Consider the following 19,932-nt stretch of genomic DNA (forward strand, 5'->3'; position numbering starts at 1 on the left):
GTATGTAAAATAAATATATACTTTGTTTTTTTATACAAAAATATGTTTGTTTTATTAAAATAATATTGTCATAGATTCGGTTTGCATTATATAATTTTATGTATATTCTGAATATTCTTTACAAAAAGGAGGAGGAATGTTGGAAGCTATCGTAAGTTGGATAAATAATATTGTTTGGAGTCCGGCACTTGTCTATTTATGTTTAGGAGTAGGTCTATATTTTTCCATTCGAACGAGGTTTTTACAAGTAAGACATGTAGGAGAAATGGTGAAGCTTACATTTCAAGGAGAAAAGTCTGATGCGGGTGTTTCTTCTTTCCAAGCGTTAGCACTTTCATTATCAGGGCGCGTTGGAACGGGAAATATTGCCGGTGTTGCAACGGCTGTTGCCTTTGGTGGTCCAGGGGCTGTCTTTTGGATGTGGGCGGTAGCCTTTCTAGGAGCTGGTTCTGCATATGTAGAATCGACACTTGCACAAATATATAAGACGAAGCATCAAGGACAATTCCGTGGTGGTCCGGCTTATTACATTGAAAAAGGACTAGGGGTTAAATGGTACGCATTAGTGTTTGTTGCAGCGACAATTCTTGCAACAGGGATGCTGCTTCCAGGTGTTCAAGCGAATAGTATTGCTGTAAGTTTAGAAACAGCTTTTGGTATTAATACTTCCGTATCAGGAGCGGTATTAGTAGCGGCATTAGCACTTATTATATTTGGTGGAGTTAAGCGAATTGTTAACGTAGCGCAAGTTGTAGTGCCGTTTATGGCGCTTGGTTATATTTTAGTAGCTTGTGTAATTGTAGCTATGAATATTGAAAAATTACCAGACGCTTTCATGTTAATTTTAAAAAGTGCATTTGCATTAGAAGCAGCTTTTGGCGGGATTATTGGTTTAGCAATTTCTTGGGGGGTAAAACGTGGTATTTATTCAAATGAAGCAGGGCAAGGAACTGGGGCTCATGCAGCGGCAGCTGCTGAAGTATCGCATCCAGCTAAACAAGGATTAGTACAAGCATTTTCCGTTTACATTGATACATTATTTGTTTGTTCAGCAACAGCATTTATGATGATTATTACAGGCATGTATAACGTATTTGATGCAAGCGGAAAAAACTTTATCGTCAATAAATTAAATGGTGCACAGCCAGGTCCTGGTTATACACAGGCAGCGGTAGAATCTGTTTTCCCTGGATTTGGAAACGGTTTCGTCGCAATTTCTCTACTATTCTTCGCATTCACAACAATTATGGCTTATTACTACATTGCAGAAACAAATATAGCTTACTTAAACCGTGATAAAGACCGCCCTTGGATGTCTATCGTACTAAAGTTTGTATTCTTAGGAGTTGTATTCTACGGTTGTGTAAAAACAGCAGCAACAGCATGGGCTTTAGGAGATATTGGTGTAGGAATTATGGCATGGGTTAACATTATTGCGATTCTATTATTACAAAAACCGGCATTGATCGCATTAAAGGATTATGAAAAGCAGAAAAAAGAAGGAAAAGATCCAGTATTCGATCCGCAGCAGTTAGGAATTAAAAATGCTGATTTCTGGGAGCATGAATACGGGAAAGATAAAAAAGAAGAAGTATCTTAATAGAATAGGAATAAGAGAGCAAAGGGAAATCCCTTTGCTTTTTTTATGGACAAAATGTAGATGAAAGTTATTTTTTCGCCTATTTTTGAATATAAAAAGAATGTACATGCTTTGTTAGGGGAAGGGGGGAGTATGTTGATTGAGTTTCGTAAAGTTAATAAATATTACGGTAACTTTCAAGTTTTGAAAAATATTAATGTACAAGTGAAAAAAGGTGAAGTGGTAGTAGTTGTTGGCCCTTCGGGATCAGGAAAAAGCACGTTGCTGCGGTGTATAAATCAATTGGAGGCAATTACCGATGGAGAATTAATTGTACAAAATACAGAAGTACACAATGCGAAAACAAATATGAATGAATTGCGCCGAAATATTGGGATGGTCTTTCAACACTTTTATTTATACCCACATAAAACAGTTCTTCAAAATATTACACTAGCACCAATTAAAGTAAATAAAGTTTCCAAAGAAAAGGCGGAGCAAACAGCGATGTTTTATTTAGAGAAAGTGGGAATCCCGGAGAAAGCAGGCGTATATCCACATCAATTATCTGGTGGACAACAGCAAAGGGTGGCGATTGCTAGAGGGCTCGCGATGCAACCGGAAATTATGCTATTTGATGAGCCTACGTCTGCTCTTGATCCAGAGATGATTGGGGAAGTGCTTGATGTTATGAAAGCGCTGGCTAAAGAAGGAATGACGATGGTTGTCGTCACACACGAGATGGGATTTGCACGTGAGGTAGCAGATAGGATTTTATTTATGGATGACGGTCAAATTATCGAAGATACAACACCAGCACAATTTTTTGCAAATCCTGAACAAGAAAGAGCTCGTCTATTTTTAAGCCGAGTGTTAAATCATTAAAGGAGGAATTTCATGCTTAAAATGAAAAAGTTGTTTACTCTAATCGTATTCTCATGTTTATTCGTGCTTATTGTTGCTGGATGCGGGGGTAAAAAAGACGAGGCGAAAGAAACAAATACGAAACAAGGCGGAGTTGTTGAACAAATTAAGAAGCGCGGGAAATTAGTAGTCGGAGTGAAAAATGATACGAATTTATTTGGATTGAAAAACCCTTCAACAGGGCAGGTAGAAGGATTCGATATTGATATCGCGAAGGCGCTTGCGAAAAAAATTCTTGGTGATGAAAAGAAACTAGAGCTGAAAGAAGTAACGTCTAAAACACGTATTCCAATGCTGAAAAATGGTGATATTGATGCCATTATTGCGACAATGACAATTACGGAAGAGCGTAAAAAAGAAGTAGATTTTTCAGATGTATATTTTAAAGCGGGACAATCGTTACTTGTGAAAAAAGGAAGCAATATTAAAAGTATTGATGATGTGAAACAAGGCGTTAAAGTATTGGCTGTAAAAGGCTCAACGTCAACAAATAACATCCGTCAAAAATCACCAGAAGCAACAGTATTAGAGTTTGAGAATTATAGTGAGGCATTTACAGCGTTAAAAGCGGGTAAAGGCGATGTTTTAACGACAGATAATGCGATTCTTTATGGAATGGCAAAACAAGATTCTAATTATGAAGTTGTAGGGAAAATTTTCACGGATGAACCGTATGGAATTGCAGTGCGAAAAGGTGCAAACGATTTAACGAAAGAGATTAATAGTTTATTAAAAGATATGAAAGCGAATGGGGAATACGATAAATTGTATGGAAAATGGATCGGTCAAAAGCAAGAAAAATAGAGTGAAACTTTAATAAGTGGGGAAGGGTTATCTCCTACTGATGATTAGCAGCTTATACCAATTGGGATAAATAGTAAGAGTGAGAGGATGAGGGATGCTCATCCTCTTCTTATAAAGAAAGAGGGGAGAATATGTGCCTGACTTTTCTATTTTGACGAATAATATTGATATGTATTTAGAAGGATTTAAATATACGGTAATGTCTAGTGTAGTTGCGCTAATAGGAAGTTTTGTTTTAGGAATTGTTATGGCAGTGATGCGAATTTCACCTATTCGTATTTTGAATTGGATTGGCTCTGCCTATGTAGAGTTTGTTAGAAATATTCCACTCGTATTAATTGCATTCATTTTCTATTTTGCTTTGCCTGTAATAGGAATTACTTTCAACGGTTTTGTAGCAGGGACAGTTGCACTTACAGTTTATACAGCGGCTTTTATTGCGGAAGTAATTCGTGCTGGTATTTTATCAGTCGCGAAAGGTCAAATGGAAGCAGCGCGTTCTTCAGGATTAACTTATACGCAAGCGATGTATCATGTCGTCTTACCTCAAGCGATGAAAATCGTCATTCCTCCTCTAGGAAATCAATTTCTCAATTTAGTAAAAAACTCTTCAATACTCGGAATTATTGCTGGAACGGATTTAATGTATCAAGGAGACTTAATTTCAACGAAGACATTCGTTACGTTTGATGTATATATATTTGTCGGGATGTTTTATTTAGTATTAACAATTCCGCTAAGTATGCTAGTGCGTTATTTAGAAAGACGCTTGGCAAAGGAGGGGGTGTAGATGGATTTTCAAGGTGCTATTACAGGAGATCATATACTCTTTTTATTAAAAGGATTGCTTATCACGCTAGAAGTCGCTCTTGTAGCGATTGTACTTAGTTTTATTATCGGTAGTGTAATAGGAACTTTGCGCTATGCAAAAATACCCGTCATCTCACAAATACTAGGCTTTATCGTTGAAGTTATTCGGAATTTACCACTTCTTTTAATTATATTTTTCACGTATTTTGCACTTCCAGAGGCAGGTTTGAAGTTAGAAATTATAACAGCCGCAATTGTTGCTTTAACGATATTTGAAGCAGCAATGATATCTGAAATTGTCAGAAGTGGCTTATTATCTATCGACAAAGGACAAATTGAAGCGGCGCGCTCTTCAGGATTAACATATGTCCAAACGCTTTGGCACATTATTTTACCGCAAGCACTTAGAAGAATGGTTCCGCCGCTTGTTAGTCAATTTATTTCATTGTTAAAGGATACGTCATTAGCGGTTGTTATATCATTGCCAGAGCTTATGCATAATGCTCAAATTATTAACGGGCAGAATTTAAATTATATGATTCCGACATTTATACTAGCAGCCTGTATGTATTTTGTTGTAAACTACGGTTTATCAATTTTATCTAGAAGATTAGAAATACGTTAACTCTTACAAAAAATGTAAGAGTTTTTTCCTTATAAATCCTTTTTTACCTCAAATTAGTATTGTGAGCTCTTAATAGTTGAATTTTTATATTGTTTTATCAGAAAAGTTTTAATTTTATATAGAAATTGTAACCGCTTTCGTGTATATTTTTATTATCAGAAAATTTTAACAAGATATAGGGGTACTTGTAGGGGAGGATTAAGATGCAGCAAACAACGAATGAGCAATTACATCGTACGATGAAGAGTAGACATTTATTTATGATCGCACTAGGTGGTGTAATCGGAACTGGTTTTTTTCTAGGTTCAGGTTATACCATTAATCAGGCTGGACCAGGGGGAGCCATCCTTTCATATTTAGTGGGCGGATTTATTATGTATTTAACAATGCTTTGTCTTGGAGAGCTAACGGTAGCAATGCCAGTTTCAGGATCTTTCCAAAAGTATGCGACGAAGTTTATTGGACCAGGAACTGGATTTATGATCGGCTGGTTATACTGGATTGGATGGGCAGTAACAGTAGGATTAGAATTAACATCGATCGGTTTAATGATGAAAAGATGGTTTCCGAATGTGGATGTTTGGGTATGGTGTCTCGTATTCGGGGTTATTTTATATGCTTCAAATGCAATATCAGCGAAGAGTTATGCTGAATTAGAGTTTTGGTTCTCTAGTATTAAAGTAGTTACAATTATTGCATTCATTCTACTTGGTGGTAGCGCATTACTAGGATTTTTACCATACGACGGAAAAGAAGCAGCGCCTCTTTTCTCTAACTTTGTAAGTGATGGTGGGCTATTCCCCAATGGACTAGCTGCAGTGCTTCTTACGATGATTACAGTTAACTTTTCCTTCCAAGGAACAGAGTTAATCGGGATTGCAGCAGGAGAGAGTCAGAATCCTGAAAAAACAATTCCACGCGCAATTCGTAATACAGTATGGCGCATTATGTTATTCTTCATTTTAACAATGACAATTTTAGTAGGGTTAATTTCTTGGAAAGAAGCAGGGATAATTGAAAGCCCATTTGTAGTTGTATTTGATAAAATCGGTATTCCATATGCAGCTGATATTATGAACTTCGTTATTATTACCGCTTTATTATCTGTAGCGAACTCGGGATTATATGCAGCAACGCGTATACTATGGTCACTTGCAAATGAAGGAATGGCACCAACTTCTTTCAAGAAAGTAAATAAACGTGGTATTCCGATTACAGCGTTAGTCGTAACAATTGCTGTTGCGGCGTTATCTTTATTAACAAGTTTCCTTGCAGAAGATACAGTATATATGTACTTATTATCTATAGCTGGTTTATCTGCTGTTTCAAGTTGGATCATTATTGCTTTATCGCAACTTCGCTTTAGAAGTCAGTATTTAAAAGGCGGAGGAAAATTAGAGGACTTAAAGTATAGAACACCACTATACCCGCTTGTTCCAATTTTAGCTTTAATTACAAATAGTATCGTTGTTATTAGTTTAGCGTTTATTCCAGAACAAAGAATGGCGTTATATTGTGGTATTCCATTTATCATTTTCTGCTACATATATTATTATATGAGTAAGAAACGGAAGAAACCGATGAAAGTGGAGATGGAAGCAAAGTATGAAAATAAAAATTAAGCATGATGATATAGAGGCAGATCTATCGTATGGTTCATTGACGATAGGGAAAGAAAACGGGTATTCACCGTTACAATTACTCGTTTCTTCTATTGCAGGGTGTAGTGCAATTGTTTTTCGAACGATTTTAGAAAAGAAACGTATTACATACGAAACGTTTACAATTGAAACTGAAATTGGTAGAAGTGACGCTCTATCAAAACCAGTTGAAAGTGTTCATTTGCACTATAAAATTAAAGCGCAAAACATTACAGAAGAGCAATTAGACAAGGCACTGCAACTTGCAGTAAAGAATTGTACGATTGTTCAATCTGTAAAAGATAGTATAAAAGTTACGGAAACAATTGAATTAATAAAGTGAAACATAAAAACGTGAGAATAGGGCGCTCACGTTTTTATGTTTTTAGCAGAGGGGGAAGCATGATGGAATGTTTAGGTTGTAAATTAGCAAATGAAGAAGAAATTATATATAAAGTGTATGAAGATGATTATGTAACTTGTTTTTTAGATCATGCACCTTTCTATGCGGGACATACTTTAATTGTTCCAAAGCAGCATGTTTTAGAAGTAGACGAATTAGATGATTGTGTAGCAAAAGCGATTATGGATGCTTCTAAGCTTATTTCAAAGGCTATTAAATTACTGTATAAACCAGACGGAGTTACAATTTGTCAAAATGGTGGAATTTTTAACGAATTAACTCATTATCACATGCATGTTGTACCGAGATATAAAGAGCGTTCGTTTGCTGAGTTTTATACGGTACAACCGGGAGAGAACCAGAGTCATGGCTTTGAAGAGGCACAGACATTGTTAAAAGAAGCGATAGAGCAAATACTGCATACTGAAAAGGCGTAAGAGGAATTTTCTTACGCTTTTTAGTCTTCATACATATTTAAAATCTCTTTCGCGCGTATACGTAAACCATCTATTAATTCTTTCGGTTCTAAAACTTTTGCATCTTTTCCAAGTCTATAAAATAAAGGGGTAACAAAGTTAATTTCTCCTTTATCAATTGTTGAATTTATATATCCTGTCCCGTCTTCGTTTACTTCAACGAACTCTTCAAGGTAAGGAACGCTTTTACATTGGCGCACGCCTTCTGTCGTTAGTAAAACATGTAACTGAGTAGGAATGTGTACTACGTTAGAGCTAGAGGCAAACCATTCTTCTAAATTCATGAACGTATCCTCATTTTCTTCTGTTGATAATATAGAAAGAATACGATCAACGCGATACAGTAATACTTTTTTTCTACCATAGTCATAGGACGGCAAATACCATAAACCATCGTGAGCATATACACCGATAGGATGAACATGTTTTGTTTTTATCCCCGATTTAGATTCGTATTGAAAGTGTAAATTTTTGTTTTCAATAGCCGCTGTTAACACTTCGTTTAAAAAAGGTGTCTCAATAGCTCTCTTCGGATTCCAAAAAGAGATATAAGAACGTATTTTATCAACTTTCGCTTTCGCATCATGTTGTAGAGAGCTATACAGTTTATGCGTAACGGAATTGATTTCTGTGTTAAAAGGCAAGTCTCGATAGTAACTTAAAGACTGAAAAGCAAAAAAGATGGATACTGCTTCTTCTTCGGTAAATAAAATAGGCGGAATGACTCTATTCGTTAATACTTTATATCCTCCGTTACGACCTTGTTCTGCATAAATGGGTAATCCCATATCACTTAAATCTAAAATGTATCTATGGACAGTACGAACGGATATATTGAACTCATCAGCTATTTCTTGAGCTGTAAATTTTCTTTTCGCAGAAGCAAATATAAGAATGTCTAGTAAACGTTTTGCTTTTGACAAATATATCACTCGTTTCTTTTTTTAACATGACATTAATTGTCATGTTTTACGGTTAGTATATTGTTTATATCATAATTTTATCAAGCTGAGACGCAAGGAGGAAAAGAAATGTCACGTAAAATTGTTTTATTTATTGCAGCGAGCTTAGATGGATTTATCGCGAAAGAAGACGATGATTTAGAGTGGTTAATCGAAACGGAAGGAGAGGGAGACAACGGTTATACGGAAATGTATGAGACAATTGATACAATAATCATGGGAAAGAGAACGTACGATTATGTAGTAGAGCATATGGAACCATTCCCGTACCTAGATAAGAAATGTTATGTTTTTTCTAATTCTGAAAAAGGTTCAAATGGACATGTGGAATTTGTAAATGGAGATGTAGTAGAGTTCACCAAAAGGTTGAAAGAGCAGGAAGGATCTAAAATATGGATGGTCGGTGGAGGGAGTCTACTGAGAGAATTTTTTAGGAATAATCTAATTGATGAATATGTTGTTACGATTACACCTCACATATTAGGTTCTGGTATTCCGCTATTTAAAGAAAAGAACCCGGAAATTAATTTAACTTTAACGGATACAAAACGTTTTGGTCAGTTTGTAAATCTATATTATAAAGTAAAATCTTAAAGGATAAAGAAACACGACTACTGATAGTAGTCGTGTTTTTATATAGATGGCAATGAAATTGTAAAGCAAGATCCGTGATCAATTTCACTTGTGACAGTAATATTTCCGCCGTGTAGTTCTACAATTTCTTTTACGATGGAGAGCCCTAAACCAGTGCCTCCTGTAGCTCTGGAGCGCGCTTTATCAACACGGTAAAAGCGGTCGAAAATGTGAGGGAGGTCTTCAGGCGGAATACCTTCGCCTTCATCTTCAATTGTAATGGAAATACGTTTATGTTCTTCTGTAACAGAAATGTTTATATGAGAATGTTCTTTTGAATGTCTATAAGCGTTATTTAAAATGTTCACTATAACTTGTTCAAATCGCTGTTCATCTAAGTTTACTAGCAGTGTAGGAGAACAAGAGAAAGAAACTTTAATATGTCTTTCTTTATACATGGCGTTTACTTTTTCGGCTATGCGAGTAAGGAAGGGGTGTAAATGTACTTCCTTTACTTGAATAGAAAAGTTATGTTGTTCCATTTGTGCAAGTGAAAATAAATCTTGAACTAAGTTTGTAATATAATCAGACTCATCTTTTATAATAGATAAATATCGCAAACGTTGCTCAGGAGATGTGGTTTCTTTTAAAGCAATGTCAGCATAACCTCTTACGTATGTTAACGGTGTTCGTAATTCATGAGCAACACTTGCTAAAAATTCACTTCGCTCTGTTTTCATATAATGTAAATCATTAGCAAGCGTTTGAATAGACGATGCTAGTTCACCAATTTCGTCATTTCGAGTAGTCGTTAATGAAACGGATAAATCGCCTTTACTCATTTTTTCAGTGGCATGTTTCATGTGTAACAATGGTTTTGTTAACAACCGTGATAATAGAAAGATGGTGATGGCTGTTAATAGAAAAGTAATGACTCCAGCAATAATGAATTGTCTTGTTAGCCCGTTAACCATTTCCTCGATTGATTCCGTTCCGAGAAACATATATACATAACCTTCCGTTTTTCCTGCCACTATAATGGGGCTAACTGTGCATATATAATTAGATGTTTTCCAATGATTCTCTATAATTGCTCCGTCATGATCTGTCCGTGTTTGCATTCCTTCAATATGTTTTTTTATAGTAGTATTTATTTCGTTGGATTTAGCTAGTACATCCTTATTTGCATTTGTAATAACAACAGTGGTTTCGGCTTCGGATTCCATTAGTGCAACATGGGAGATTGTTTGCTTATCAAAATACTTTTCAAGGACATCTCGGTGACTATTTCCACGCTTTAATAAAGCTGTCATTTCTTCATTTACTCTATTGTTGACAAGGCTATAATAAAGCAAGACAAATAGAACACTTTCGATTAAAAGTGTAACAATTAAAAAATAAAATCCGAGCTGAATAGAAATTCGCTTCATTGCTTTGCTCCTTAATCTAGAGTATCAACCCATCGATATCCGACTCCGTAAACTGTTTTTAAATGGTGATCAATAGGGAAATTTACTTTTCGTAATTTATCACGCAAATTACGAATATGTGAATCGACTGTTCTATCTTCTGTATTTGTATTTAATCCCCAAATTCGTTCAATGAGCTGATCACGGCTTAATACGTAGTTCACATGACGTAAAAATAATCCGAATAAAGAGAATTCGATTGGAGTGAGAAGAAGTTCTTCATTATAGACGGAAACGAAATGTTTTGCCTCATCCCATAAAATGCCGTGATATTGGATTTGCGTACGTTGATTCGTTCGCCTTAAAACAGCTTCAATTCTTGCGAAAAGCTCTTCTTCATGGAAAGGTTTCGTTACGTAATCATCCGCTCCGAGTTTTAACCCTTGGATGACATCTACCGTTTGATCACGAGCAGTTACCATAATGATTGGAACGTTACTAAATGATCGAATTCTTTTGCACGTTTCCCACCCGTCCATCTTTGGCATCATAATATCGAGTAAAACAAATTTGAAGTTTCGATTTTCTATATGTGAAATAGCTTCTTCTCCGGACACTGCACATACGCAGTTGTATCCGATTGGAGTAAGATAAAGTGATAATAATTCAAGCATTCTCGGTTCATCATCTACAAGTAGTATATCGATCATAGAGTACCTCCGCATTTGTAGTTATTACTTAAATTGTAAGTCAAAATCATGAAGAAAGGGTGCAGATTATAATGCATCTGCATAATTTCTTCAGAATTGCTTGTTATTGTAAAGTTGAAATTCCATTTCAGGTAATAATATTGGCTCGAAAACGATTAATACGGAGGCGATATAGTGAAAAAGATGACCCGGATTTTTGGGATAACAATAATTGCGGCAGTCGGTCTTGCGGCATGTGGGCAAACGAATACAGATCATAAAAATCATGAATCTACAAAAGAGAAGAAAACAGAGCAAAAGGAAATGAAAATGAATCAGGAGATAACTGCGCCGAAAGAAATGAATGCCGGGGCATCAGAGGATTTATTAACGACAAGTTTAAAAAATGTAACGAGATTAAATACAAATAATCCTCTGCAAATGGCAGTGTTAACTTCGCAAACGATATGGCCAGCAACGCATAAAGAGAATCAGCCAGGTGCTGTTATTTTAGTGCCAGTGAACGAGTGGCAATTGGGTATTGCAAGTGCGGATCTTATTCATCATCCGAATAACGGACCGATTTTATTTATAGAAAAAGAAGTGGTACCCGAAATGACGTTAAAAGAAATAAAACGATTAAATCCGCTCGGAACGAAAGATGGAACGCAAATTATGGTGATGGGGGATGTAGGGGCATCTGCGCTTGAGCAATTAAAAGAGTATAAAGTGAAGCAAATAAAAGAAACGGATTCAGCTAAATTTGCTAAAGATGTTGATAAAGAATATGCCGATATAACAGGGAATTATCCAAATAGCGTTATTATCGGTTCGTCTGAAGAAGAAGGACGTTTATATACAACACCAGCTGTAAATTGGATTTCTCATATGCCAGAGCCACTTTTATATACAGAAAAAGATAAGGTGCCAGAAGCGACAGTAGAGGCATTAAAAATGAGAAAAGATAAAGCAAATATATATGTGTTAGGACCAGAAAAAATTATTTCAAAAGAAGTAGAAAAAGAGTTAAGTAAATACGGAAAAGTAACACGGATTAGTGGAGAGACTCCAACAGAAAATTCGATTGCATTTGCGAAATTTAAAGACAAAGAAACGAAATTTGGCTGGGGATTCACAAAACCTGGTCACGGTTTGTCGTTTGTTTCAAGCAAAACACCAGACTTAGCAATTGCGGGAGCACCGTTTTCACATATGGGTAAACACGCCCCTGTTGTTTTACTTGAGGAAGGGAAAGCTTCACAACTAGTTTATGACTTCCTTGCTACTATTCAGCCGAAGTTTAAAGATGATCCAACACTTGGACCGTATAACCATGGTCTTCTATTAGGAAGTACTAGTGATATTTCATTTGAAACACAAGGTATATTGGATGAGAGGTTAGAAATTGTTCAGGAAAGTGGTAAGGGTCACGGTGGACATTAATGAAATGAGAAAAGACGCTGCTAAGGTAGCGTCTTTTCTTTAGGAAACTTTTACATAGCACAACATCCTTTGCTCGTTATATAATAGCCTTCGTGCAGTCGGCCCTGATTTTCTTACGGAGAAAATCAAATGATAAAAGAGTAGAGGAGTGTTACTTTGTTTCAAACTATAAAAAATGAATGGTTCTCAAATGTGAGAGGGGACGTGCTATCGGGGATTGTTGTTGCTTTAGCATTAATTCCTGAAGCGATAGCTTTTTCTGTTATTGCAGGTGTAGATCCGACCGTTGGATTGTATGCGGCCTTTTGTATTGCAGTTACAATTTCGTTTGTTGGTGGAAGACCTGGGATGATCTCGGCGGCAACGGGTGCGATGGCATTATTAATGGTGACACTCGTTAAAGATCATGGTTTGCAATATTTATTTGCTGTGACAATAGTAACAGGTATTGTTCAAATTATTTTTGGCTTGTTCAAACTGAGTTCATTTATGAAGTTTGTTCCTAAATCCGTTATGAGTGGGTTTTTAAATTCACTTGGAATTTTAGTTTTTACAGCACAATTGCCACATTTTAAAAATGCAACTTGGCAAATGTATGCACTTGTCGCATTAGGACTTGCAATTATATATGTATTTCCACGTATTACGAAGGCTGTACCGTCTACACTGATTTCAATTATTATTGTGACAAGTATTGCACTTATGAGCGGATTACAGTTGAAAACAGTAGGGGATATGGGAAGCTTACCGAAAGAATTACCGTTCTTTAGTATACCTGATGTGCCGTTTACACTTGAGACATTAGGTATTATTTTACCGTACTCAGTTATGCTTGCAATTATCGGCTTACTAGAGTCATTATTAACAGCTTCGGTTTTAGACGATATGACACATACGGAAAGTAATAAGCATAAGGAAGCACGTGGGCAAGGTATTGCAAACATTGTCGCTGGTTTCTTCGGAGGAATGGCAGGATGTGCAATGATTGGTCAATCTGTTATTAATATTAAATCAGGTGGACGAGGTCGGTTATCAACGTTTGTAGCCGGTGGTTTTTTAATCGTATTGCTATTTGTTTTAGGGGATTACGTTGTTCATATTCCGATGGCAGCTTTAGTTGCAGTTATGATTATGGTTTCAATCGGAACATTTGATTGGAACTCTGTAGCAACAATTCATAAAGTACCAAAAGGAAACGCATTTGTTATGATCGTAACAGTTGTGATTGTCCTAATCACACATAATTTAGGATTAGGTGTAATTATCGGAACGATAATTAGTGCGGTTTTATTTGCATTCAATATGGCAAAGATTCACGTGAAACATTTGTATATTGAAAATAAGAAAATATATGAAATTCACGGCCAACTATTCTTCGCATCTACGGCAGAGTATATAAATGCTTTTTCATACAATGAAGATGTGAAAGAAATTGAGATGAACTTTACTCATGCACACGTATGGGATGATTCAGCAGTAGCGGCAATTGATAAAGTTATAATGAAGTATGAACAGAACGGTGTGAAAGTAAGGATCACAGGGTTAAATGAACGAAGCTCGAAGATTGTTTCAAATTTAGCTACCTATAATAAGAGAATTGCTAGTTAAAGAAAAGGAATGCAATCTTTTTTTGTTGGAAGAGAGCCTCTAGCCATGCGTAGAAACGGTCAGCCCCTTGTTTTGCCTCGTGCCGAGTTAAAACAGAGAGAAGAAATGAGTACGGGTTAATTTTATTTTATAAAGCAGTAATGTATATGCTGAAAGGTGAATTGGGATTTACGTAGTTAACTATGCCTCCTTTTTGAAAGACAAAAAAGGGGGCTTTTGTATTATAATACGAGTAGGATAACGAAAAGGGGATTCAGCATATGTACAAACAAATTTTATTAGCATGTGATGGTTCTGAACATGCACTTCGAGCAGCCGAGCATGCAACATATATTGCGAAATTTAACGAAGAAACACATGTTGAAGTTGTGTACGTAGTAGATAATAGAACGGCAAAATCAGATATTATACAAGGACAAACGGATTTAGAAACAATATCAGCTAGTCGAAAAGATAAATTAAAAGAGATTGAGGGTTTATTAAAGAAAGAGAACATTTCCTACAAAATTACGATTCTACATGGCGATCCAGGAGATACGATTGTTCAATATGTAAATACAGGAGATATAGATCTTGTTATTGCTGGGAGTAGAGGGCTAAATACACTGCAAGAGATGGTGCTTGGTAGTGTAAGTCATAAAATAGCAAAGCGTGTGAAATGCCCGATTATGATTATAAAATAAATTGAGTGAGATAGTCTGTATTGTAAGCGAGACCTTGATATAATTCGAGGTCTTTTTTGATGTATAGAGGGGGAGATTATGGCCATACTAGATATAAGTTTAGAGGGAAATTGTTAACTTACAAATTTGTAAGTTAGTTGTCAGTGAAATCGATGTTATGAAATTTTTTCCATTGATAAAATAAGAATATCAAAGGGGATATAGGGAGGATGGAAGGTATGAAATCATTTCAAAATTTGTCTTATAGCCAAGGAGTAAGTTTAATTTGTTTAGGTGGATTTGCTGGATCTGTTATGTTAGCTGTTTTAATAAAGATGTTTCAGCAAATGTTTTAATCGTATGAATAGAAAATAGAAGGGAATTGATTAATATAAATAGCAAGAGAAGAACGATAAATAAAAAATAGCTCTTAGCATGTAAGTAAATGCTGAGAGCTATTTTTATGTTTATTTTTCTACACATTATATTTTGTTTAAACTGCTTTTGATTTTGCAGATCCTGTATTTAAAGTAAGAGCAAGGAAGAACATTGCAAGCACACAAGAAGCAAGGAGCAAAATGAATCCGCCGTCCCATCCGAATCCATCTACAATAAAGCCCATAGCTGCGCTAGCAAAAGTAGCTCCGCCTAGGTAACCGAAGAACCCAGTTAACCCAGCGGCAGTTCCAGCAGCTTTCTTTGGTGCTAAGTCTAGCGCGTGAAGACCAATTAACATAACAGGTCCGTAAATTAAAAATCCAATGGAAACAAGTGCGATACTATCAATGATTGGATGCCCAGCAGGATTTAGCCAGTAAACAAGAACGGCAATGAATACACCGACCATAAATAAAATACCAGCAGGTGCGCGGCGCCCCTTAAATAGTTTATCACTCATCCATCCGCAAAGAAGTGTACCTGGAATACCAGCCCATTCGTATAGAGCATAAGCTGTACGTGAGCTACTATGAGTAAAGCTTTTTTCTTCTACTAAATAAGTAGGAGCCCAGTCTACAACGCCGTAACGAACGAAATAAACAAAAACGTTAGCGATAGCGATATACCATAAAAATTTATTGTTTAATATGTATGTAAATAAAATTTCCTTTACCGAAAGCTCGCGTTCACGGTCCGCTACTTTTTCATCTGATGGATATTCCCCAGTATGTTCTTCAATAGAAGGTAATCCGCAAGATTGAGGTGTATCTCTCATCGTAATTAATACATAAATACCCACTAAAATTGAAAGAATACCTGGGAAGTAAAATATACTTTTCCAGTCATTTGCAAAGAAATATAAGCCTAATGTAACGAGAGAAGGCATAAGCGCGCCGCCGACATTATGAGCGACGTTCCAAATAGACATTTTTGTACCACGTTCACTAACGGAGAACCAATGAACCATCGTACGGCCACAAGGAGGCCATCCCATACCTTGTACCCATCCATTTAAAAACTGAAGTACAAACATAAGTATAATGCTCGTTGTAATGAAAGAAAATGAGCCGAAAATAATATTAATGATACCGGATAAAAATAGCCCAGCTGCTAAAAAGTAGCGAGGATTACAACGATCGGATACGATACCCATAAGAAATTTACTTAATCCGTAAGCGATAGATACTGCTGAAAGGATAACCCCAAGTTCCCCTTTACTAAAGCCTTGTTCGATTAAGTATGGCATTGCGAGTGAAAAGTTTTTTCGAACAAAGTAGTAACCCGCATAACCGATGAAGATGCCTAAGAATACTTGTAAACGCAATTTGCGGTATTCGGTATCAGTGCGATCAGCTGGTAAGCGTTCTGCGTGGGGCGCAGGTTTAAATAATTGTGTGAAAAACATAAAATGAAAATCCTCCTCTAATTAATTAGAAGCGTTTTAAGACAGAGAGAATACAAAAAGGCTATGAAATATAAAAAAGTTCCCTTTTTTATGATTCATAGCCTTATACTCCGATTCTCCGTGACTGTCAATATTAACTTCGACGAAAATTATACAACTTTGTGACAGGAATGTAAACGTTTTTATAAAGAAAGTTGTTGACGTATTTTGTTTGTGGGATTAATATTTAAATACGTTAAATATTTTATTGCTTAAATAAGAGGTGGATAACATGCCAAATGATATGACTCATATTGATAAGATTCAAGCTCTTACATTCGCTATAGGAAAGAAAATGCAAACAGAGCTATTAGAACAAATGCAAGCATCAGGACTTACACCACCGCAGTTTTATATTTTAAAGATTTTAGATCATTACGGAGCTTCAAGAGCGACACAATTGGCGGAGAAAATGTACGTGAAACCGAGTGCGATTACAGTAATGATTGATCGTTTAATTGATCATGGGTTAGTAGAGCGCTATCACGACGATAATGATCGCCGCGTTGTTATCATTGAGCTAACGAAAAAGGGGAAAGCTACAGTAGAAGAAGCGATGGCGGCTCGTAATGAGCATATTGCAAAATACTTCTCACACTTAGAATTACAAGAGAGGGAAGATTTGTTACGCCTCTTTGAAAAGCTAGAAACAATTATTTGCGGGACACAAGAGAAAAAAGAGAAAAACTAAGAGGAATTGAGGAGATTACATGGAGCAACAAGAAAATCAGAATAGAAAGTTGTTGTTAATCGGTTTAGTAATCGCGATGCTATTTGCTGCATTGGACGGAACAATCGTTGGTACAGCAATGCCGCGTATCGTCGGTGAGCTAGGCGGATTAAGTTTAATGACATGGTTAACAACAGCTTACATGTTAACATCAACAACGGTTGTACCGATTGCAGGTAAATTAGCGGATTTACTTGGGCGTCGTAACGTATATATAGCAGGATTAATTATCTTTATGGCTGGTTCAGCTTTATGTGGTATGGCAAACGGTATGACAGAATTAATTATTTTCCGTGGTATTCAAGGTCTTGGTGGCGGTATTATGATGCCAATGGCTATGATTATTATCGGAGATATGTTCACGGGAAAAGAACGTGCTAAATGGCAAGGTATTTTTGGAGCTCTATATGGTCTTGCCTCTGTAATTGGACCACAAGTTGGTGGTTGGATTGTAGACGCAGTGGACTGGAGATGGGTATTCTATATTAACTTACCAGTTGGTATTTTAGCGACAATCTTTATTGCAATGGGATTAAAAGCACATAAACAAACAGGACCAATTAAAATTGATATCGCTGGAATCTTCACGATGATTCTCGGTGTTGTAAGTTTATTACTTGCGTTAACGTTTGGTGGAAAAGATTATGCATGGGGTTCTTGGCAAATTATCGGGTTATTTGCACTAGCTGCCATTGGTATTGTTAGCTTTGTTATTGTTGAAACGAAGGCTGAAGAACCAATTTTACCGATGCACTTCTTTAAAAACCGCACATTTACACTACTGAATGCGATCGGTTTCTTTATGAGTATCGGAATGTTTGGAGCAATTATGTTCGTACCGTTCTTTATGCAAGGAATTGTAGGCGTAAGTGCTGCTGAATCAGGAACGATTATGACACCGATGATGATCACAATGATCGTTATGAGTATTATCGGTGGTCAACTTGTATTAAAAGTTGGTGTGAAACCACAAATTATTACAGGGATGCTTATTATGGCTAGTGGTTTCTGGTTATTAACAACGATGGATATGCACACAACTAAGCTTACCGCTACTTCCTATATGATGATTATCGGTTTAGGAATGGGTCTTGTTATGCCGATATTAACATTAGCATTACAAGAAAGCTTCCCGAAAAAAGATCTTGGTGTTGTAACATCATCAAGTCAATTCTTCCGTCAAATCGGTGGAACGTTTGGGATTACAATTTTAGGATCAATTATGAATAACACTTCAGGTACAACGTTAACAAATAAATTAGTACCTGTATTAGATACATTCCCAAAAGAAGCGGGACAAATGGTAACAAAATTGAAAGATATGATTCATACAGATCCACAGAGTTTATATTCTATGCTCTTTAGTCCAGAGGCATTAAAACAAATGCCAGAAGCATTTTCTAACAGTATCGTACCGGTTTTGAAAAGTTCTTTGGTGGATTCGCTTCATACTGTATTTTTAACAGGATTAGTATTTATCGTAGTAGGTGCAATCTTTACGATTTTCTTACAGAAGATTAAACTATCTGATCGTAAAAAAGCTGCAGAAGAGCCTGCTGTAGAAGAGAAAGAACAAACTGTATCATATTCATAATGAAAAAGCATCGCCTTATGGCGATGCTTTTTTGAGTATAACCTTAAAAGCTTTTTAGTGAGAAATGATTGACGTATTTTCATAAATGCGTTATATTATTTTCTGTAAACGGTTACATGAAATGAGGAGAAAAGAGAATGAGTACGATTAAAGACGTTGCAAAATTAGCAGGGGTATCTGTTGCGACCGTTTCCAGAGTGTTAAATAAAAATGGATATGTTCATGAGGATACATTAAAAAAAGTAGAGCGAGCAATTGAAATGCTAGATTATAAACCTAGTACAGTAGCACGATCTTTATACAATAAAAAATCTCGTTTAATTGGCTTAGTTGTTCCAAATATCGTGAATCCATTCTTTCCAGAAGTTGCACGTGCCGTAGAAGATGTAGCACATAAGCAAGGTTACACAGTTGTCCTTTGTAACTCTGATGAAAATTTAGAAAAAGAGAAACAATACATTGATGTGCTTAGACAAAATAATGTGGATGGGTTTATTGTGGCAACGAATCCACAAAATAGCGTTAATTACATGAATTTGTCTATTCCAGTTGTTGCGATTGACCGTATGTTTAATGAGCGCATTCCTACTGTATATGCAGATAACTATGCAGGGAGTCAGGCGGCGACAAAGTTATTAATAGACAAAGGGTGTAAACATATTGCACATATTCGTGGACCTCGTGATGTGAGTACAGCCAATGAACGTTTTGAAGGTTTTGTAGACGTTATTACGCAAAATAATCTTTCTTATATGATTGCAGAGAGTACATTCGATCCAGCTAATAGTGAACGGATAGCGGTGGAATTATTAGAAGAATATCCGCATATTGATGGAATTGTTGCTGGGAATGATTTAATTGCAATCGGCGTTGTAAAGGCTGCACTTCAAAAGGGGATTTCTATTCCAGACGATTTACAAATTATCGGATTCGATGGAATTTCTTTAACAGAAATGATGTATCCATCTATTACAACTGTTGCACAGCCAATTTATGAAATGGGGAAAATTGCAACAGAGTTGTTGTTAGAGCAGATGGAAGGAAATCCATTAGAAGAGAAACACTATCGTTTACCGATTGAAATTATAGAACGAAATACAACGAAGTAAGGAGATGAGA

The 19,932-nt window shown here is 36.2% G+C and carries 20 protein-coding genes; 16 read left to right on the forward strand and 4 right to left on the reverse strand.

Annotation, left to right across the window (positions count from 1 at the left end):
• The first annotated feature begins 139 nt into the window (after positions 1-139).
• The 8 genes from MHB76_RS03145 (at position 140) to MHB76_RS03180 (ending at position 7,222) form a co-directional block, all read left to right on the forward strand.
• Positions 140-1,600 carry an alanine/glycine:cation symporter family protein gene (locus MHB76_RS03145; RefSeq protein ID WP_033714570.1) on the forward strand — a complete coding sequence of 487 codons (1,461 nt, stop codon included), beginning with the start codon at positions 140-142 and terminating at the stop codon, positions 1,598-1,600.
• A gap of 60 nt (positions 1,601-1,660) precedes the next feature.
• Positions 1,661-2,464 (forward strand): amino acid ABC transporter ATP-binding protein, encoded by an 804-nt coding sequence (locus MHB76_RS03150; RefSeq protein WP_078173881.1) that lies wholly within the window; start codon positions 1,661-1,663, stop codon positions 2,462-2,464.
• Positions 2,465-2,476: 12 nt separating this feature from the next.
• Positions 2,477-3,307 carry a glutamine ABC transporter substrate-binding protein GlnH gene (gene glnH, locus MHB76_RS03155; RefSeq protein WP_002159304.1) on the forward strand — a complete coding sequence of 277 codons (831 nt, stop codon included), beginning with the start codon at positions 2,477-2,479 and terminating at the stop codon, positions 3,305-3,307.
• A gap of 133 nt (positions 3,308-3,440) precedes the next feature.
• On the forward strand, positions 3,441-4,097 hold the full coding sequence (locus MHB76_RS03160; protein ID WP_078180787.1) for an amino acid ABC transporter permease: 657 nt from the start codon (positions 3,441-3,443) through the stop codon (positions 4,095-4,097).
• A complete protein-coding gene (locus MHB76_RS03165) occupies positions 4,098-4,742 on the forward strand; it encodes an ABC transporter permease subunit (RefSeq protein WP_199709496.1) in 645 nt (214 codons plus the stop codon).
• A gap of 203 nt (positions 4,743-4,945) precedes the next feature.
• Entirely contained in the window at positions 4,946-6,364 is a 1,419-nt protein-coding gene (locus tag MHB76_RS03170) for an amino acid permease (RefSeq protein ID WP_002029755.1), read from the forward strand.
• Positions 6,348-6,725, forward strand: coding sequence for an OsmC family protein (locus tag MHB76_RS03175; RefSeq protein ID WP_340985653.1), 378 nt, complete (start codon positions 6,348-6,350; stop codon positions 6,723-6,725). The genes MHB76_RS03170 and MHB76_RS03175 overlap by 17 nt, the downstream gene beginning before the upstream one ends.
• Entirely contained in the window at positions 6,722-7,222 is a 501-nt protein-coding gene (locus MHB76_RS03180; RefSeq protein WP_254866010.1) for an HIT family protein, read from the forward strand. The genes MHB76_RS03175 and MHB76_RS03180 overlap by 4 nt, the downstream gene beginning before the upstream one ends.
• A gap of 20 nt (positions 7,223-7,242) precedes the next feature.
• Here the strand turns inward: MHB76_RS03180 and MHB76_RS03185 are convergent, their stop codons facing one another.
• Positions 7,243-8,184 carry a helix-turn-helix transcriptional regulator gene (locus MHB76_RS03185; RefSeq protein ID WP_078173833.1) on the reverse strand — a complete coding sequence of 314 codons (942 nt, stop codon included), beginning with the start codon at positions 8,182-8,184 and terminating at the stop codon, positions 7,243-7,245.
• Positions 8,185-8,292: 108 nt separating this feature from the next.
• On the opposite strand from MHB76_RS03185, the gene MHB76_RS03190 reads away from it, so the two are divergent.
• Positions 8,293-8,817, forward strand: coding sequence for a dihydrofolate reductase family protein (locus MHB76_RS03190; RefSeq protein WP_078173832.1), 525 nt, complete (start codon positions 8,293-8,295; stop codon positions 8,815-8,817).
• A gap of 38 nt (positions 8,818-8,855) precedes the next feature.
• Here the strand turns inward: MHB76_RS03190 and MHB76_RS03195 are convergent, their stop codons facing one another.
• Positions 8,856-10,226, reverse strand: coding sequence for a sensor histidine kinase (locus tag MHB76_RS03195; protein WP_078173831.1), 1,371 nt, complete (start codon positions 10,224-10,226; stop codon positions 8,856-8,858).
• 11 nt (positions 10,227-10,237) lie between these two features.
• Positions 10,238-10,915: a response regulator transcription factor gene (locus MHB76_RS03200; RefSeq protein WP_078173830.1), complete on the reverse strand. Its 678-nt coding sequence runs from the start codon at positions 10,913-10,915 to the stop codon at positions 10,238-10,240.
• 174 nt (positions 10,916-11,089) lie between these two features.
• Between MHB76_RS03200 and MHB76_RS03205 the strand changes: the two genes are divergently transcribed.
• The 4 genes from MHB76_RS03205 (at position 11,090) to MHB76_RS03220 (ending at position 14,963) form a co-directional block, all read left to right on the forward strand.
• Positions 11,090-12,337 carry an ArsR family transcriptional regulator gene (locus MHB76_RS03205; protein WP_078173829.1) on the forward strand — a complete coding sequence of 416 codons (1,248 nt, stop codon included), beginning with the start codon at positions 11,090-11,092 and terminating at the stop codon, positions 12,335-12,337.
• Positions 12,338-12,493: 156 nt separating this feature from the next.
• Complete coding sequence (locus MHB76_RS03210) at positions 12,494-13,945, forward strand: SulP family inorganic anion transporter (protein ID WP_078173828.1); 1,452 nt, start codon at positions 12,494-12,496, stop codon at positions 13,943-13,945.
• Positions 13,946-14,205: 260 nt separating this feature from the next.
• Positions 14,206-14,628, forward strand: coding sequence for a universal stress protein (locus MHB76_RS03215; RefSeq protein WP_002114109.1), 423 nt, complete (start codon positions 14,206-14,208; stop codon positions 14,626-14,628).
• A gap of 218 nt (positions 14,629-14,846) precedes the next feature.
• Positions 14,847-14,963, forward strand: coding sequence for a DUF4027 family protein (locus tag MHB76_RS03220; protein ID WP_002125236.1), 117 nt, complete (start codon positions 14,847-14,849; stop codon positions 14,961-14,963).
• Between the two features lie 137 nt (positions 14,964-15,100).
• Here MHB76_RS03220 and glpT read toward each other — a convergent pair whose 3' ends face one another.
• Positions 15,101-16,450: a glycerol-3-phosphate transporter gene (glpT, locus tag MHB76_RS03225; protein WP_078173827.1), complete on the reverse strand. Its 1,350-nt coding sequence runs from the start codon at positions 16,448-16,450 to the stop codon at positions 15,101-15,103.
• Positions 16,451-16,721: 271 nt separating this feature from the next.
• Between glpT and MHB76_RS03230 the strand changes: the two genes are divergently transcribed.
• The 3 genes from MHB76_RS03230 (at position 16,722) to rbsR (ending at position 19,922) form a co-directional block, all read left to right on the forward strand.
• Complete coding sequence (locus MHB76_RS03230; RefSeq protein ID WP_002114114.1) at positions 16,722-17,180, forward strand: MarR family winged helix-turn-helix transcriptional regulator; 459 nt, start codon at positions 16,722-16,724, stop codon at positions 17,178-17,180.
• Between the two features lie 19 nt (positions 17,181-17,199).
• The gene (locus tag MHB76_RS03235) at positions 17,200-18,813 is read left to right on the forward strand and encodes an MDR family MFS transporter (protein WP_002114116.1); all 1,614 of its coding nucleotides are present in this window, start codon (positions 17,200-17,202) and stop codon (positions 18,811-18,813) included.
• A 137-nt stretch (positions 18,814-18,950) separates the two neighbouring features.
• Positions 18,951-19,922, forward strand: a complete 972-nt coding sequence (rbsR, locus tag MHB76_RS03240) for a ribose operon transcriptional repressor RbsR (protein ID WP_078173826.1) — start codon at positions 18,951-18,953, stop codon at positions 19,920-19,922.
• The last annotated feature ends 10 nt before the right edge of the window (positions 19,923-19,932 follow it).

The sequence above is a fragment of the Bacillus sp. FSL M7-1345 genome (genome assembly GCF_038006985.1).
Taxonomy (GTDB): domain Bacteria; phylum Bacillota; class Bacilli; order Bacillales; family Bacillaceae_G; genus Bacillus_A; species Bacillus_A cereus_U.

Coding starts and splice junctions, on each gene's coding strand:
- MHB76_RS03150 (WP_078173881.1), top strand. CDS start 1,661: ATGAAAGTTATTTTTTCGCCTATTTTTGAATATAAAAAGAATGTACAT.
- glnH (WP_002159304.1), top strand. CDS start 2,477: ATGCTTAAAATGAAAAAGTTGTTTACTCTAATCGTATTCTCATGTTTA.
- MHB76_RS03165 (WP_199709496.1), top strand. CDS start 4,098: ATGGATTTTCAAGGTGCTATTACAGGAGATCATATACTCTTTTTATTA.
- MHB76_RS03170 (WP_002029755.1), top strand. CDS start 4,946: ATGCAGCAAACAACGAATGAGCAATTACATCGTACGATGAAGAGTAGA.
- MHB76_RS03175 (WP_340985653.1), top strand. CDS start 6,348: ATGAAAATAAAAATTAAGCATGATGATATAGAGGCAGATCTATCGTAT.
- MHB76_RS03190 (WP_078173832.1), top strand. CDS start 8,293: ATGTCACGTAAAATTGTTTTATTTATTGCAGCGAGCTTAGATGGATTT.
- MHB76_RS03195 (WP_078173831.1), bottom strand. CDS start 10,226: ATGAAGCGAATTTCTATTCAGCTCGGATTTTATTTTTTAATTGTTACA.
- MHB76_RS03200 (WP_078173830.1), bottom strand. CDS start 10,915: ATGATCGATATACTACTTGTAGATGATGAACCGAGAATGCTTGAATTA.
- MHB76_RS03215 (WP_002114109.1), top strand. CDS start 14,206: ATGTACAAACAAATTTTATTAGCATGTGATGGTTCTGAACATGCACTT.
- MHB76_RS03220 (WP_002125236.1), top strand. CDS start 14,847: ATGAAATCATTTCAAAATTTGTCTTATAGCCAAGGAGTAAGTTTAATT.
- glpT (WP_078173827.1), bottom strand. CDS start 16,450: ATGTTTTTCACACAATTATTTAAACCTGCGCCCCACGCAGAACGCTTA.
- MHB76_RS03230 (WP_002114114.1), top strand. CDS start 16,722: ATGCCAAATGATATGACTCATATTGATAAGATTCAAGCTCTTACATTC.
- MHB76_RS03235 (WP_002114116.1), top strand. CDS start 17,200: ATGGAGCAACAAGAAAATCAGAATAGAAAGTTGTTGTTAATCGGTTTA.
- rbsR (WP_078173826.1), top strand. CDS start 18,951: ATGAGTACGATTAAAGACGTTGCAAAATTAGCAGGGGTATCTGTTGCG.